This window comes from Pseudomonas sp. HMSC057H01 (assembly GCF_001836405.1).
GTDB lineage: Bacteria > Pseudomonadota > Gammaproteobacteria > Pseudomonadales > Pseudomonadaceae > Pseudomonas > Pseudomonas aeruginosa.
This window is the reverse complement of sequence record NZ_KV828496.1, coordinates 29,672-43,697: the sequence shown is the minus strand read 5'-3', so window position 1 is coordinate 43,697 and position 14,026 is coordinate 29,672. Positions and strand designations below refer to the sequence as shown.

Here is a 14,026-nt window from a genome sequence, read left to right as displayed (position 1 = left end):
ACCCGATGCCCGCACCTTTCATGTCGCCAGCGAGGCGCAGGATGTCATTGCCTTGGGGCGTGCGCCGCGTCGCTATTCACTATCAGATTTCGAGTGCCCCCCTACACCATGCGAATGCGCCTGATGCTTTTGGGCGGCGGTAATGCCCTTGGACAGGCGCTGATCCGCCTAGGGGCGGAGGAAGACATCGGTTTCCTCGCGCCCAGACCACCCGAGCAGGGCTGGGATGCCGCCAGCCTCACCACCCTGCTGGACGAAACGCGCCCCGACGCGGTGATCAACCTCGCCTTCTACCACGACTGGTTCCAGGCCGAGCAGGTCGAGGCGGAGCGCCTGGGCGCCCAGGAGCGCGCCGTCGAGCGCCTCGCGGAACTCTGCCAGCACTACGAGATCCTGCTGGTCCAGCCGTCCAGCTACCGGGTCTTCGACGGCGCCCGCGCCACCGCCTACAGCGAGAAGGACGAGACCCTTCCGCTGGGCCTGCGTGGCCAGGCGCTCTGGCGCATGGAGCAGAGCGTGCGCGCGGCCTGCCCGCGACATGTGCTGATCCGCTTCGGCTGGCTGCTGGACGAAAGCCCGAACGGCTTGCTGGGACGTTTCCTCAGCCGCGCCGAACAACCGCAGCCGCTGTTCCTCGCCGACGACCGGCGCGGCAACCCGACGCCGGTGGACGACGCCGCGCGGGTGGTGCTCTCTGTGCTCAAGCAGCTCGACTGCCAGGCGCCGCTGTGGGGCACCTACCACTACGGCGGACTGGAAGCGACCACCACCCTGGCGCTGGGACAGGTGATCCTCAACGAGGCGCGTACCTATCGCTCCAACCTGATCCAGGAGCCTTCGGCGGAGGCCCATGCCGCGCGCCCGGACGCGCTCGACGAGCCGCAGCACGCGGTGATGGTCTGCAAGAAGATCCTCCACACCTTCGGCATCAAGCCGCGCGCCTGGCGCGCAGGTTTGCCGGCTCTATTGGACAGGTACTACAGGCATGTTTGAACGCCCCATCCTGATCACTGGCGGCGCCGGTTTCATCGGCTCCCACCTGACCGACGCGCTGCTGGCGCGCGGCTACCGCGTGCGTGTGCTGGACAACCTGTCCACCGGCAAGCGCGACAACCTGCCCCTGGACGACGAACGGGTAGAGCTGCTCGAAGGCGACGCCGCCGACGCGGCGACCCTGGCGGCCGCCCTGAAGGGCTGCGCGGCGGTCGCCCACCTGGCCGCGGTCGCCTCGGTACAGGCCTCGGTGGACGACCCGGTCGCCACCCACCAGAGCAATTTCATCGCCACCCTGAACCTCTGCGAAGCGATGCGCGAGCAGGGCGTGAAGCGCGTGGTGTTCGCTTCCAGCGCAGCGGTCTACGGGCAGAACGGCGAAGGCACGGCGATCGACGAAGACACCCCGAAGTCGCCGCTGACGCCCTACGCGTCGGACAAGCTGGCCAGCGAGTACTACCTCGATTTCTATCGCCGCCAGCATGGGCTGGAACCGGCGATCTTCCGCTTCTTCAACGTCTACGGGCCGCGCCAGGACCCGTCCTCGCCCTATTCCGGGGTGATCAGCATATTCACCGAGCGCGCCCTGAAGGGGACGCCGATCACCGTGTTCGGCGACGGCGAGCAGACCCGCGACTTCATCTACGTCGCCGACCTGGTCGATTTCCTGGTCCAGGCGCTGGAGGCGACGGCGGTGGAGCCCGGGGCGGTGAACGTCGGCCTGAATCGCAGCATCAGCCTGAAGCAGTTGCTGGCGGAGATCGGCCAGGTGCTCGGTGGCCTGCCGCCGGTGACCCACGCCGACGCGCGAGCCGGTGACATCAGGCATTCGCGGGCGAACAACGAGCGCCTGCTGCGGCGTTTCTGCTTCGACCAGCCGACGCCGATGGGCGTGGGCCTGGCGCGCCTGCTCGGCCGCTGATCACCACCAGGGCTTGTTCAGCGCCAGGTAGAAGATCCCGCCCAGCAGGGCAAGGCTGAGGACGCTGAGCAGGCCCTTGCCGGGGCCCCGCGCCATCCGCAGGGCGAACGCCGCGCAGACGATGTAGCCCAGCAACAGCCCCAGCTTCGCCAGCAGCCAGAGCGGCAGCGGCCAGGGCATCGCCAGGTGCACCAGGCCGAGCGCGCTGAGCAGCAGCAGGGTGTCCACCAGATGCGGTCCCCAGCGGCGGATGCCGCTGGCCTTGCGCCCCGACCAGTTCCAGGCCAGGCGCCAGACGAACAGGGCGGCGCTGCTGAGGGCGAAGGTGATGTGCAGGGTCTTCAGCCAGAGGTACATGGGGTCCGTTTCCGCAGGATGAAAAAAGGCGCCCGAAGGCGCCTTTTTCCGTTGGGGGCGCAAGCCCCGCGACAGTCTACGACTCAGAACTTGTAGCCGAAACCGATCATGTAGACCCACGGATCGACGTCCACGTCGACCTTGGTCTTGTTCACGCCCAGGGCGCTCGGGCCGTTGATGCTGGCCTTGGTGTCGATGTCCATGTACCAGACGGCCATGTTGAACAGCGCGTGCTCGTTGAGCATGTAGTCGAAGCCCAGTTCGCCGGCCAGGCCCCAGGAGTCCTGCAGCTTCATGCTGCTGAAACCCTGCGCCTTGCGGTTGCTGGCGAGGTCTTCGTCGAAGAAGGTGGTGTAGTTCACGCCCAGGCCGCCGTAGGGCTGGAAGGCGCTGTTGGTACCGCCCATGGGGTAGTACTGGAGCAGCAGGGTCGGCGGCAGTTGCTTGATGTCGGCCAGCTTGCCGTCCAGGCCCGGGCCGAGGCCCTTGACGTCGACCTGGTGGTTGAACGGAGTGGCGGCGACCAGTTCCACGCCCCACTTGTCGGCGAACATGTAGGTGAAGGTCAGGCCGAGCTGGGTGTCGCTGTCGACGGTCGCCTTGGTACCGCGCTGCTTGGCGCCGTCCAGCTTGATGTCGGAACTGCTGTCGTCGGGATCGACGGTGGCGAAGCCGCCACGGATGATGAAGTCACCGGCCTTGTGTCCTTGAATATCCGCAGCGGCGAACGGGGAGGCGACGGTGAGGGCCAGCAGGGAAGCGGTAAGCCAGGACTTACGCATGATGAGCTCCATTCCTTGTATTAGAAAGTGTTGGTGCTGCTAATGGTCAGCCAGCTAACAGTTGCCTTCCTTGACACAGCTCAATCAATCCTAGGAGCAAATGTGACCGCCGCAACGTAAACGGCGCGGCGGATTGTCGCATGTCGTTCAGCTACCTTCGTATTCGTAGGGCGTCACCTTGCTCGCCTGCATGCGGTAGCCGGCCGCCGCCAGCTCGCTGCTGGCGTTCTCCACCTTGAAGGTGCCCTCGACCCAGAACGGCTGGTACAACTCGTCCATCTGCACGCCCTTGGCGGTCTTCACGTAGACGATCTGGTTCGACGGCGGCGGCGGTACGTGGATGCAGGCGCCGTAGTAGGGGACCAGGAGGAACTCGGTGACCAGCCCGGCCTCGCTGATTTCCAGCGGCACGATGTAGCCCGGCAGCTTGGCCTCGATGCCGTCCAGTGCCTTCACCACCGGGGCGTTGGGGCTCTGCTGGCTGGCCGCCGGGCCGGCTTCGCTGAGGGCGTTGGCGAGGTCGTGGATCGGCAGCGGCGCCGGGGCGGGCGGGGCGCCGGCCGGGATCAGTTGCGACCAGGTCAGTTCGCGCGGCGCGGCGCGCGCCACGGCACTGCCCAGGAGCAGGGCGAAAGCCAGCAGGAGGACGGTCAGGGAGCGCAGCATCGGGGAATATCTCCGGGTCATAGGCGGATCGACAGGCCATCGGCCAGGGACTGGCGGTAGGCGCGCCAGGCCGGCACGCAGCCGATCAGCACGGCGGCCGCCAGGATAGCCCCGAGCAGGCTCCACTCATAGTCGCTCGGCCAGGCCAGCGGCAGGTAGATGCCGTAGTTGGCCTGGACGTAGCCCTGGCTGGCGGCGATGCCGAGGTAGAGCAGGCAGAGGCCGAGGGCGACGCCGGCCAGCGCCAGGCTGAAGGCCTCGGCCAGCAGCAGGCCGAAGATGTGCCAGGGGCGCGCGCCCACCGAGCGCAGGATGGCCATCTCCCGGCGGCGCTCGTTGAGGCTGGTGAGGATCGCCGTGAGCATGCCGATCAGGCCGGTGAGGACGACGAACAGCGAGACCACGAACAGTGCCTTCTCGGCGGTGCCCATCAGGCCCCACAGTTCCTGCAGGGCGACACCGGGGAGGATCGCCATCAGCGGTTCGCCGGGATAGTCGTTGACCTCGCGTTGCAGGGCGAAGGTCGCCACCTTGCTCTTCAGGCCGACCAGGAACGCGGTGATCGCCTGTGGTTGCAGGTCCATGTGCCGCGCCTGCTCGGCACTGACGCGCCCGGCGCCCATCGCCGGCACCCCGTTGCGCCAGTCGACGTGCAGCGCCTCCATGCCGGCGAGGGATATGTGCAGGGTGCGGTCCACCGGGGTACCGGTGCGCTGGAGGATGCCGACCACGGTGAACGGCTTGTCGTCGTGCTTGACCAGGCTCACCGTGCTCACCCCATGGGCCAGCACGATCTTCTCGCCGAGCCTGTAGTGCAGGGCTGCGGCCACCTCGGCGCCGAGCACCACGTCGAACAGGTCCTGGCCGAAGGCGCGGCCCTCGGCCAGTTGCAGTTCCTGGCCGCGGCCGTAGCGGTAGTGCTCGAAATAGCCGGCATCGGTACCCATTACCCGGTAGCCGCGGTGCGAGTCGCCGAGGGAGATCGGGATCGCCCACTTCACCCGCGGGTTTTCGGCGAAGTGCCGGTAGCTGTCCCAGCGGATGTTGTTGGTCGCGTTGCCGATGCGGAATACCGAGTAGAGCAGCAGGTTCACCGAGCCGGAGCGCGCGCCGATGATCAGGTCGGTTCCGGAGATGGTACTGGCGAAGCTGGCCTTGGCCTCGGTGCGGACCCGCTCCACCGCCAGCAGCAGGCAGGCGGAGAGGGCGATGGCGAAGATCGTCAGCAGGGCGGTGAAGCGGCGGTTGGCCAGGCTGGCCAGTGCCAGTCGGAAGAGATACATGCTCAGAGTCCTGCCGGCCGGGCGGCGCGGTTGAGATCGGAAAGGGACAGGCTGCGGTCGAACAGCCCGGCCAGGCTCTGGTCGTGGCTGACGAACAGCAGGCTGGCGCCGGCCTCGCGGCATTCGGCGAAGAGCAACTGGAGAAACGCCTCGCGGCTGTCGGCGTCGAGCGCCGAGGTCGGCTCGTCGGCGATCACCAGCTCCGGCTGGCCGATCAGCGCGCGGGCGGCGGCGACCCGCTGCTGCTGGCCGATGGACAGGCTGTCGGCGCGGCGTTCGTGCAGTTCGCCGCCGAGGCCGAGCTGGCCGAGCAGATGGCTGGCGGCCTGCGCCGGGCTACCGTGGCGTTCGCGGGCGCGCTGACGGCGCAACGCGGAAAAGTGACAGGGCAGCTCGACGTTCTCGCGTACCGAGAGGAATGGCAGCAGGTTGAACTGCTGGAAGATGTAGCCGGTGTGGTCGACGCGGAAATGGTCGCGGCGCGCGGCGGACAGCTTTTCCAGGTCCTCGCCGAGCAGGCGGATGCTGCCGCGGCCGGGCTTCTGCACGCCGCCGAGGAGGCCGAGCAGGGTGGTCTTGCCGCTGCCGGAAGGCCCCTTGAGGAACAGGCTCTCGCCGCGTTCGAGATGGAAGCTGGGAATGTCCAGCAACTCCGCCTGGCCGGGCCAGGCGAAGCCGAGGTTGGTCAGGGTGATCAGTGCGCTCATGGGGGTAGGGGCGGAACGCTCCGCCGGAGCCTCGAGAATGGATGGAGGGGCGCCGCGCCGAATCCCTCGCGGCGCCTCCGGAACGATCCTACAGCTTCAGCTCGGCGCTGGCCGGGGCCAGGTCGGCGCCTTTCTGGCCGTCGGGACCGATCAGTTGTACCTGAATTTTCTGGGTGGCGGGGAAGCGCTTGAAGAACTCGGCGAGGGTCAGCAGCTTGAGCAGCTCGGGCTTCTCGCAACTGAGCTGGTAATGGGCGTGGATATCGGCATGACCGTTTTCGTGTTCGTGTTCATGTTCATGTTCGTGGCCTGCCTTCTCCTTGTGCGCGTGGGCCGGCGCCTTGTCGCCGAACAGCGGACTCCGCAGTTCCTGGCTGGCCACCGAGCAGCCGGCGGTGACCGGCAGGGCGAACAGCTCCAGCGGTTTTTCCAGTTGCGCGCGGGCCTTGGCCACGGCGGCCTTGTCCGCGTCGGTGCTGGCGGCGTGTTCGAAACCGACCAGGTTCATCGCCGGGCTGTCCAGCTCCAGTTCGAGGGTCTTGCCGTCCAGCGCCACGTTCAACTGGGCGACGCCGTGCTCGTGCTTGCCCAGGCTGCCGTGGGCGTGGTCATGGTCGTGGTCGTCATGGGCCTGGGCGGCGAACGGCAGCAAGACGAGGGCTAACAGCAGTGGGCGCATGAACGGGACTCCGGCAAGGAAGGAAAAGAGTTTGTTACGTTATAACGAATTTTTCCGCCTGCCTAGCCTGGCCGATTTGGCCCCTACGCGCCGACGTGGGAGCATGGCGCGATTCGCTTGTGGAGAAACGAGATGGTGCGGATTCGCGGAAGCATCGGCGACTGGCCGGTGGACCTGACCCTGGAACTGGACGCCGAGGATTGGCGCCAGCTGGCGCAACACGTGCCCCCGCCGCCGCTGGGCGAGCCGCAGGTCGCGGCGGCCAGGGCGCCGGCGTCGGCAGCGCCGGTGGATCGCCTGTGGCAGACCGCCCAGGACCTGCTGCGCGGCAGCGGGCGGATCGAGGGGCCACAGTTGCTGGCGGAGCTGGAGGCGTTCAGCGGCAACGCCGGCGCCGCCAAGCAACTGCTGGTGCGCCTGCGGCACGACGCCCGGGTCAAGGTCGAGGTGGTCGACGGCACCCAGGTGTTCGTCTGACTGGAGGACTGAGCCCCGCGGACGGGGCTCGGCGACTCAGTAGAGCGCCTGGTACAGCTTGCGGCGGTAGGTGGTGACCAGCGGATGGTCGTTGCCGAGCAGGTCGAAGACCTGCACCAGGGTCTTGCGCGGCAGGTCGTCCTGGTAGCCGCGGTTGCGCAGGAACAGCTTGAGCAGTCCGTCCAGAGCCGCCTCGTACTGCTGCCGGGCGAGCTGCTGGACGGCCAACTGGTAGGCCGCCTCGTCGTCGCCGGCATCGGCGGCCAGACGGCTCTTCAGTTCTGCACTGTCGGGCAGGTCGGCAGCCTGGCGCAGGAAGGTCAGTTGCGCGCGGGCGCCGGCCAGGGCCTGCTTGTGCTCGTCGCTCTTCACCGCGTCGAGGATGGCCTGCGCCTCTTCCAGTTCGCCGCGCTCGGCCAGGCAGCGGGCGTAGAGGATCAGCGCCGCGGGGTTGTCGTTGTTCTCCGCCAGCAGGGCTTTCAGGGTCGCTTCGGCGTCGCCGATGCGGCCTTCGGCGAACAGCGCCTGGGCCACTTCCAGCGGGTCTTCGTCGGGCAGCGCCGGTGCTTTCACATGGGGTTCGAGCAGGGCGCGGATCTGCGATTCGGGCTGGGCACCGGCGAAACCGTCGACCGGCTGGCCATCCTTGAACAGGACCACGGTCGGCAGGCTGCGGATGCCGAAGCGCATCACGATGTCCTGCTCGACGTCGCAGTTGACCTTGGCCAGCAGCAATTCGCCCTGGTAGGACTCGGCGATCTGCGCCAGCAGCGGCATCAGCGCCTTGCACGGGGCGCACCAGTCGGCCCAGAAGTCCACCAGGACCGGCTTGTGGAACGAGTTCTCGATGACCAACTGCTCGAAGTTGGCGCCGGTGACGTCGAAGATGTAGGGCGTATCGCTCATGTCGATTCTCGGAAACGCAAGGTGGTGACCACTATAAGTGGGGGCGCGCCGCGCGCAAACAAGCCCGTGCCTCAGGCTTGCCCGCGTTCGGCGTGATACAGGCTGACCAGGCGGAATTCGGCGGGTTCGGCGAGGTCCGGCCAGGTACAGGCGTCGAGCACGTCCAGGCGCCGGTACAGCGGATGACGGAAGTCACGGACCCGCGAGTCGGCGACCAGCGCCTGGCGGCCGCGGCTGAGGAACTGGTCGAGCAGCGGCAGGTTGGCGCGGTCGTAGAGCACGTCGGCCACCAAGATCAGGTCGAAGCGATCGTCCTCGGCGAAGAAGTCCGCCGAATAGCTCAGCTCCACTCCGTTCAGTTCGGCGTTCGCCCGGCTCGCTGCCAGCGCCAGGGGATCCAGGTCGCAAGCCACCACCTCGGCGGCGCCGGCGCGGGCCGCGGCGATCGCCGCCACCCCGGAGCCGCTGCCGAAGTCCAGCACGCGCTTGTCGCGGACCCACTGCGGGCGCTCCGCCAGCCAGCGCGCCAGGACCAGCCCGCTGGCCCAGCAGAAGCACCAGTACGGCGGCTCTTCGAGGATGCGGCGGGTTTCCTCCGGGCTGAACTGGCGGTCCATGTTCTGCGCGTCGATCAGCCACAGGCGCAGGTCGGTGCCGGGCAGCGCGGTGGCGCTGAGCCGGGCGTCGCCGAGCAGCTCGCCCAGCGCCTGGGTCAGGGCTTGGGGTGCCGTCACGGCGCGCGTACCAGGCGCAGTTCGCCGAGGGACTGGGTGGTCGGCTGGGCGATCCGCAACGGATGCAGGCGCCAGGCCAACTGGCCGGACTGGATCACCCGCGCGTGCAGTTCGACGCGCAGCGCGCCACCGGCCGGCGGGAAGGACTCGGGGTTGAACGGCAGGCGGAAGGGCATGAGTTCGCCGGTGGCCAGCACCGTCTCGCTGGCCAGCAGCCGCTGTGGGCGGTCGCGCTCGTCGATCACCAGCAGTGCCATCTGCACCTCGCTGCCGCGTGGCAGGCTGCCCTGGATGCTGCTCAGCGTTCCGCTCAGCTCGCGCAGGTGGGCCGGCAGCACCGGCTCGACCATGGTCACGCTGCGCGAAGCTTGCGGCGTTGGCGCAGGCTTCGGCTTGTCGCTGGAACAAGCGGCGAGGAGAAGGACGGCCAGCAGGGCGATCGAGCGCAGGGTCATGGGCTGCTCCATAGCGGTGGAATCCGGGCGGCGCTTGTATAGCGCAAAGTGTGATTCTTGTCGCGCTTCGCGTAGGCCGCAACGTCCGATTCTTCCCGCCTCTCCCAGCGTGCCGGCGCCGGTCGATTCTGCGGGTGCTCGGTCGGGCGCGGATGCGCTACCATGCGGCTTCCTTCAGCTACGCCTGTATCAGCACCATGCATTGTCCCTTCTGCGGTGCCCATGACACCAAAGTGATTGACTCGCGACTGGTCGCCGAGGGCGATCAGGTGCGCCGGCGCCGCGAGTGCCTGGCCTGCGGCGAACGCTTCACCACCTTCGAGACCGCCGAGCTGGTCATGCCGCGCCTGATCAAGCAGGACGGCAGCCGCCAGCCGTTCGACGAGGACAAGCTGCGCGCCGGCATGCAGCGCGCCCTGGAGAAGCGTCCGGTCAGCGTCGAGCGCCTGGAAGCGGCCATCGGCCACATCAAGCACCAGTTGCGCGCCACCGGCGAGCGCGAGATCAAGTCGCGGGTGCTGGGCGAACTGGTGATGGCCGAGCTGCAGAAGCTCGACGAAGTCGCCTACATCCGTTTCGCCTCGGTCTACCGGCGCTTCCAGGACCTCAACGAATTCCGCGAGGAGATCGAACGCCTCGCCCGCGAGCCGGCCAAGGAATGAACGCCGCCGACCCGCTGTACATGGCCCGCGCCCTGGAACTGGCGCGCCAGGGGCTGTACTCCACCCATCCGAATCCGCGCGTCGGCTGCGTGCTGGTCAAGGACGGCCAGGTGGTCGGCGAGGGCTGGCACGTCCGCGCCGGCGAGCCGCACGCCGAGGTCCATGCCCTGCGCCAGGCCGGCGAGAATGCACGCGGCGCCACCGCCTACGTGACCCTCGAGCCCTGCAGCCACTTCGGCCGCACCCCGCCGTGCGCCGACGCGCTGGTGGGCGCCGGGGTGGCGCGGGTGGTCGCGGCGATGCAGGATCCCAACCCCGAGGTCGCCGGTCGCGGCCTGCTGCGTCTGATGCAGGCCGGCATCGCGGTGCAGAGCGGGGTCCTCGAAGCCGAGGCGCGGGAACTCAACATCGGTTTCATCAAGCGCATGGAACATGGCCTGCCGTTCGTCCGGGTCAAGCTGGCGATGAGCCTGGACGGGCGCACCGCCATGGCCAGCGGGGAAAGCCAGTGGATCACCGGGCCCTCTGCGCGTTCGGCGGTGCAGCGCTTGCGCGCTCGCTCCAGCGTGGTGTTGTCCGGCGCCGATACGCTGCTGGCGGACGATGCGCGGCTCAACGTACGCCCCGACGAACTGGGCCTGAACGCCGAGCTTACCGCGCTCGCCGCGGCTCGCCAGCCGTTGCGGGTGCTGGTCGACGGGCGCCTGCGGGTGCCGCTGGAGTCGGCGTTCTACCAGGCCGGTCCGGCACTGGTGGCGACCTGCGCCGCCGCCTCGGCGCGCGAACGCTTCCAGGACGCCGGTCACGAACTGCTGGCGCTGCCCTCCGCCGAGGGGCATGTCGACCTGCACAAGTTGCTCGTGGAACTGGCGGCGCGCGGCGCCAACGAAGTGCTGGTGGAGGCCGGCCCCCGCCTGGCCGGCGCCTTCGCTCGACTGGGGCTGGTGGATGAGTACCGGCTGTTCGTCGCGCCGAAGTTCCTCGGCTCCAGCGCCCGTCCTTTGCTCGACTGGCCGCTGACGCGGATGGCCGATGCGGCGCAGTTGCGGATCGACGACATCCGCGCGGTGGGCGACGACTGGCTGGTCACCGCGCGGCCCCATCCGCGGGACGCTTGAACTTCGCTGCGCGGCGACGCGGCGGACGATGCACAAGCGGCGCAACTGTGGTAAAACGCCACACGGCCATCTTGGTGGCCGTAACGTTCTCAGGGCGGGGTGAAAGTCCCCACCGGCGGTAATGGCGCGCAAGGTGCCTAGCCCGCGAGCGCTTGCCGGACCGGCCACCGCCGGACGACAAGGTCAGCAGACCCGGTGCGATTCCGGGGCCGACGGTCATAGTCCGGATAAAGAGAGAACGGGATTGCCTGCCTGGGCGTACCCTGTGCGCCCGCAAGATCCCCTTCGATCCAAAAAGCCCTGTTTTTCACGAAACAGGAGTTCGTCATATGTCTTCATCTTGGAATACCTGCGCTATGGCACGCAGGCCGCTCGGCGTCGCGCCGGCCATGCTGCGCGCCTGTGCGGCGGAAAAACGGGAGGTCGCATGTTCACCGGCATAATCGAATCGATCGGCAGCGTCCGCGCGATGACGCCCAAGGGCGGCGACCTGCGGGTCTACATCGCCACCGGCAAGCTCGACCTGGGCGACGTCAAGCTCGGCGACAGCATCGCGGTCAACGGCGTCTGCCTGACCGCGGTGGAACTGCCCGGCGATGGCTTCTGGGCCGACGTCAGCCGCGAGAGCCTGGCGCGCACCGCCTTCCAGCACCTGAAGGTGGGCAGCCGGGTGAACCTGGAAAAGGCCCTGACGCCGACCACCCGCCTCGGCGGACACCTGGTGAGCGGCCACGTCGACGGCGTCGGCGAGGTGCTCAAGCGCGAGGAGAACGCCCGCGCCATCCAGTTCACCGTGCGTGCCCCGCGCGAACTGGCCAGGTACATCGCGCACAAGGGCTCGATCACCGTCGACGGCACCAGCCTCACGGTGAACGCGGTGAACGGCGCGGAGTTCGAGCTGACCATCGTCCCGCATACGCTCAGCGAAACCATCATGGCCGAGTACCAGCCCGGACGCCGGGTCAACCTCGAGGTCGACCTGCTGGCCCGTTACCTGGAGCGCCTGCTGCTTGGCGACAAGGCCGCCGAGCCCAGCGCCTCCGGCATCAGCGAAGCGTTTCTCGCCGAGAACGGTTTTCTCAAGTAACCCACGAATTGCATAAGGGGGTGCCCATGGCACTCAACACGATCGACGAACTGATCGAAGACATCCGCCAAGGCAAGATGGTCATCCTGATGGATGACGAGGACCGCGAGAACGAAGGCGACCTGATCATGGCCGCCGAATGCGTCCGCACCGAAGACATCAACTTCATGGTCAAGCATGCCCGCGGCCTGGTCTGCATGCCGATGACCCGCGAGCGTTGCGAGCGCCTCGGCCTGCCGCTGATGGTGCAGCGCAACGGCTCCGGCTTCGGCACCAAGTTCACTGTCTCCATCGAGGCCGCCGAGGGCGTCACCACCGGCATCTCCGCCGCGGACCGCGCCCGCACCGTGCAGGCTGCGGCGGCGAAGAACGCCGTGGCCGCCGACATCGTCAGCCCCGGCCACATCTTCCCGCTGATGGCCCAGCCAGGCGGTACCCTGGCTCGCGCCGGGCACACCGAGGCGGCCTGCGACCTGGCGCGGATGGCCGGGTTCGAACCGTCCGGGGTGATCTGCGAGGTGATGAACGACGACGGCAGCATGGCTCGCCGGCCCGAACTGGAGGCGTTCGCCGCCGAGCACGGGATCAAGATCGGCACCATCGCCGACCTGATCCACTACCGGCTGATCCACGAGCGCACCGTCGAGCGCATCGCCGAGCAGCCGCTGGACAGCGAACTGGGCCACTTCAACCTGATCACCTACCGCGACTCGGTGGAGGGCGACGTGCACCTGGCGCTGACCCTCGGCAAGGTCTGCGCGGAAGAGCCGACCCTGGTCCGCGTGCACAACATGGACCCGCTGCGCGACCTGCTGCAGGTCAACCAGCCGGGCCGCTGGAGCCTGCGCGCGGCGATGACCAAGGTCGCCGAGGCGGGCAGCGGCGTGGTGCTGCTGCTCGGCCACCAGATCGGCGGCGACGACCTGCTCGCCCATGTCCGCGAGATCGCTTCGGCGCCGGCCCCGGCGCCCAAGGCCACCACCACCTACAGCACCGTCGGTGCCGGCTCGCAGATCCTGCGCGACCTCGGCGTGCGCAAGATGCGCCTGCTGAGTGCGCCGATGCGCTTCAATGCGATATCCGGTTTCGACCTGGAAGTTGTAGAATACCTGCCCGCCGAATAAGGCCTGTCCCGCCCGCCGCGTGCAAGATCGCGGCGGGCGCTATGCTGGACCGACCTTTCGACCCTTTTCGCTCGGGGCGCAACGGCGCCCCGGCTCTTTAACAGATGAGACCTGCTCATGACCCTGAAGACCATCGAAGGTACCTTCATTGCTCCCAAAGGCCGCTACGCCCTGGTGGTCGGCCGCTTCAACAGCTTCGTCGTGGAAAGCCTGGTCAGCGGCGCCGTCGACGCCCTGGTCCGCCACGGCGTGGCTGAAAGCGAGATCACCATCATCCGCGCCCCGGGTGCCTTCGAGATCCCGCTGGTGACCCAGAAGGTCGCCCAGCAAGGCGGCTTCGACGCCATCATCGCCCTCGGCGCGGTGATCCGTGGCGGCACCCCGCACTTCGAATACGTGGCCGGCGAGTGCACCAAGGGCCTGGCCCAGGTGTCCCTGCAGTTCGGCATCCCGGTCGCCTTCGGCGTCCTCACCGTCGACTCCATCGAGCAGGCCATCGAGCGCTCCGGCACCAAGGCCGGCAACAAGGGCGCCGAAGCCGCGCTGTCGGCCCTGGAAATGGTCAGCCTGCTGGCGCAGTTGGAGGCCAAGTGAGCAATCAAGACAGCGGCAACCCGGCAGCCAAGCCGCCGAAAGGCAAGACCGCCGCTCGCCGCAAGGCCCGCAGCCTGGCCGTCCAGGCCCTGTACTCCTGGCAGATCGCCGGCCAGCCCCTGCACGAGATCGAGGCGCAGTTCCGCACCGACAACGACTTCTCCGAGGTCGACGGCGCCTACTTCCACGAGATCCTGCACGGCGTGCCGCGGCAGAAGAGCGAGCTGGACTCCACCTTCGAGCCCTGCCTGGACCGCCCGCTGGCCGAGATCGACCCGGTCGAGCTGGCCATCCTGCGGCTGTCCACCTACGAGCTGCGCAACCGCATCGACGTGCCCTACAAGGTAGTGATCAACGAGGGCATCGAGCTGGCCAAGACCTTCGGCGCCACCGACGGCCACAAGTTCGTCAACGGCGTGCTCGACAAGCTGGCGCCGCGCCTGCGCGCCGCCGAGCTGCGCGGCGGCAAGCGCTGATCCC

General features: G+C 68.2%; 18 protein-coding genes and 1 riboswitch. Of the genes, 9 read left to right on the top strand and 9 right to left on the bottom strand.

What is annotated here, in order from left to right; genetic code table 11:
- Window positions 1-108 precede the first annotated feature (108 nt).
- On the top strand, window positions 109-993 hold the full coding sequence (locus HMPREF2581_RS19345; RefSeq protein WP_003113045.1) for a dTDP-4-dehydrorhamnose reductase: 885 nt from the start codon (window positions 109-111) through the stop codon (window positions 991-993).
- Entirely contained in the window at window positions 986-1,915 is a 930-nt protein-coding gene (locus HMPREF2581_RS19340) for an NAD-dependent epimerase/dehydratase family protein (RefSeq protein WP_003137626.1), read from the top strand. Before HMPREF2581_RS19345 ends, HMPREF2581_RS19340 begins: the two co-directional genes overlap by 8 nt.
- On the opposite strand, the gene HMPREF2581_RS19335 is transcribed toward HMPREF2581_RS19340, so the two are convergent.
- The 6 genes from HMPREF2581_RS19335 to HMPREF2581_RS19310 all read right to left on the bottom strand — a co-directional run bounded on the left by HMPREF2581_RS19335 (window position 1,916) and on the right by HMPREF2581_RS19310 (window position 6,389).
- Window positions 1,916-2,272 carry a SirB2 family protein gene (locus HMPREF2581_RS19335; protein ID WP_003159320.1) on the bottom strand — a complete coding sequence of 119 codons (357 nt, stop codon included), beginning with the start codon at window positions 2,270-2,272 and terminating at the stop codon, window positions 1,916-1,918.
- Window positions 2,273-2,355: 83 nt separating this feature from the next.
- Window positions 2,356-3,054 carry an outer membrane protein OprG gene (gene oprG / locus HMPREF2581_RS19330; RefSeq protein WP_003093337.1) on the bottom strand — a complete coding sequence of 233 codons (699 nt, stop codon included), beginning with the start codon at window positions 3,052-3,054 and terminating at the stop codon, window positions 2,356-2,358.
- A 147-nt stretch (window positions 3,055-3,201) separates the two neighbouring features.
- Window positions 3,202-3,720, bottom strand: a complete 519-nt coding sequence (locus tag HMPREF2581_RS19325) for a DUF3299 domain-containing protein (RefSeq protein WP_003137628.1) — start codon at window positions 3,718-3,720, stop codon at window positions 3,202-3,204.
- Window positions 3,721-3,737: 17 nt separating this feature from the next.
- A complete protein-coding gene (locus tag HMPREF2581_RS19320; RefSeq protein WP_003137629.1) occupies window positions 3,738-5,003 on the bottom strand; it encodes an ABC transporter permease in 1,266 nt (421 codons plus the stop codon).
- Between the two features lie 2 nt (window positions 5,004-5,005).
- Window positions 5,006-5,710, bottom strand: a complete 705-nt coding sequence (locus tag HMPREF2581_RS19315) for an ABC transporter ATP-binding protein (protein WP_003093325.1) — start codon at window positions 5,708-5,710, stop codon at window positions 5,006-5,008.
- A gap of 88 nt (window positions 5,711-5,798) precedes the next feature.
- The gene (locus HMPREF2581_RS19310) at window positions 5,799-6,389 is read right to left on the bottom strand and encodes a DUF2796 domain-containing protein (RefSeq protein WP_003137631.1); all 591 of its coding nucleotides are present in this window, start codon (window positions 6,387-6,389) and stop codon (window positions 5,799-5,801) included.
- Window positions 6,390-6,521: 132 nt separating this feature from the next.
- Between HMPREF2581_RS19310 and HMPREF2581_RS19305 the strand changes: the two genes are divergently transcribed.
- Window positions 6,522-6,866 carry a hypothetical protein gene (locus tag HMPREF2581_RS19305; protein ID WP_003137632.1) on the top strand — a complete coding sequence of 115 codons (345 nt, stop codon included), beginning with the start codon at window positions 6,522-6,524 and terminating at the stop codon, window positions 6,864-6,866.
- Between the two features lie 36 nt (window positions 6,867-6,902).
- On the opposite strand, the gene trxA is transcribed toward HMPREF2581_RS19305, so the two are convergent.
- The 3 genes from trxA to HMPREF2581_RS19290 form a co-directional block, all read right to left on the bottom strand.
- Window positions 6,903-7,772 (bottom strand): thioredoxin, encoded by an 870-nt coding sequence (trxA, locus tag HMPREF2581_RS19300; protein ID WP_003137633.1) that lies wholly within the window; start codon window positions 7,770-7,772, stop codon window positions 6,903-6,905.
- Between the two features lie 71 nt (window positions 7,773-7,843).
- Entirely contained in the window at window positions 7,844-8,506 is a 663-nt protein-coding gene (locus HMPREF2581_RS19295; protein ID WP_003119123.1) for a class I SAM-dependent methyltransferase, read from the bottom strand.
- Window positions 8,503-8,973: a YbaY family lipoprotein gene (locus tag HMPREF2581_RS19290; protein ID WP_003132387.1), complete on the bottom strand. Its 471-nt coding sequence runs from the start codon at window positions 8,971-8,973 to the stop codon at window positions 8,503-8,505. The genes HMPREF2581_RS19295 and HMPREF2581_RS19290 overlap by 4 nt, the downstream gene beginning before the upstream one ends.
- Before the next feature lie 185 nt (window positions 8,974-9,158).
- On the opposite strand from HMPREF2581_RS19290, the gene nrdR reads away from it, so the two are divergent.
- The 6 genes from nrdR (at window position 9,159) to nusB (ending at window position 14,022) form a co-directional block, all read left to right on the top strand.
- On the top strand, window positions 9,159-9,623 hold the full coding sequence (nrdR, locus tag HMPREF2581_RS19285) for a transcriptional regulator NrdR (protein WP_003107181.1): 465 nt from the start codon (window positions 9,159-9,161) through the stop codon (window positions 9,621-9,623).
- On the top strand, window positions 9,620-10,741 hold the full coding sequence (gene ribD, locus HMPREF2581_RS19280) for a bifunctional diaminohydroxyphosphoribosylaminopyrimidine deaminase/5-amino-6-(5-phosphoribosylamino)uracil reductase RibD (protein WP_003137634.1): 1,122 nt from the start codon (window positions 9,620-9,622) through the stop codon (window positions 10,739-10,741). The genes nrdR and ribD overlap by 4 nt, the downstream gene beginning before the upstream one ends.
- Window positions 10,742-10,822: 81 nt before the next feature.
- Window positions 10,823-10,985: riboswitch (FMN riboswitch) on the top strand.
- A gap of 183 nt (window positions 10,986-11,168) precedes the next feature.
- The gene (locus tag HMPREF2581_RS19275) at window positions 11,169-11,828 is read left to right on the top strand and encodes a riboflavin synthase (RefSeq protein ID WP_003093316.1); all 660 of its coding nucleotides are present in this window, start codon (window positions 11,169-11,171) and stop codon (window positions 11,826-11,828) included.
- Between the two features lie 26 nt (window positions 11,829-11,854).
- Window positions 11,855-12,952, top strand: coding sequence for a bifunctional 3,4-dihydroxy-2-butanone-4-phosphate synthase/GTP cyclohydrolase II (gene ribBA, locus HMPREF2581_RS19270; protein ID WP_003093313.1), 1,098 nt, complete (start codon window positions 11,855-11,857; stop codon window positions 12,950-12,952).
- A 117-nt stretch (window positions 12,953-13,069) separates the two neighbouring features.
- Window positions 13,070-13,546 carry a 6,7-dimethyl-8-ribityllumazine synthase gene (ribE, locus tag HMPREF2581_RS19265; protein WP_003093311.1) on the top strand — a complete coding sequence of 159 codons (477 nt, stop codon included), beginning with the start codon at window positions 13,070-13,072 and terminating at the stop codon, window positions 13,544-13,546.
- Window positions 13,543-14,022 carry a transcription antitermination factor NusB gene (gene nusB, locus HMPREF2581_RS19260; protein ID WP_003093308.1) on the top strand — a complete coding sequence of 160 codons (480 nt, stop codon included), beginning with the start codon at window positions 13,543-13,545 and terminating at the stop codon, window positions 14,020-14,022. The genes ribE and nusB overlap by 4 nt, the downstream gene beginning before the upstream one ends.
- Window positions 14,023-14,026 lie beyond the last annotated feature (4 nt).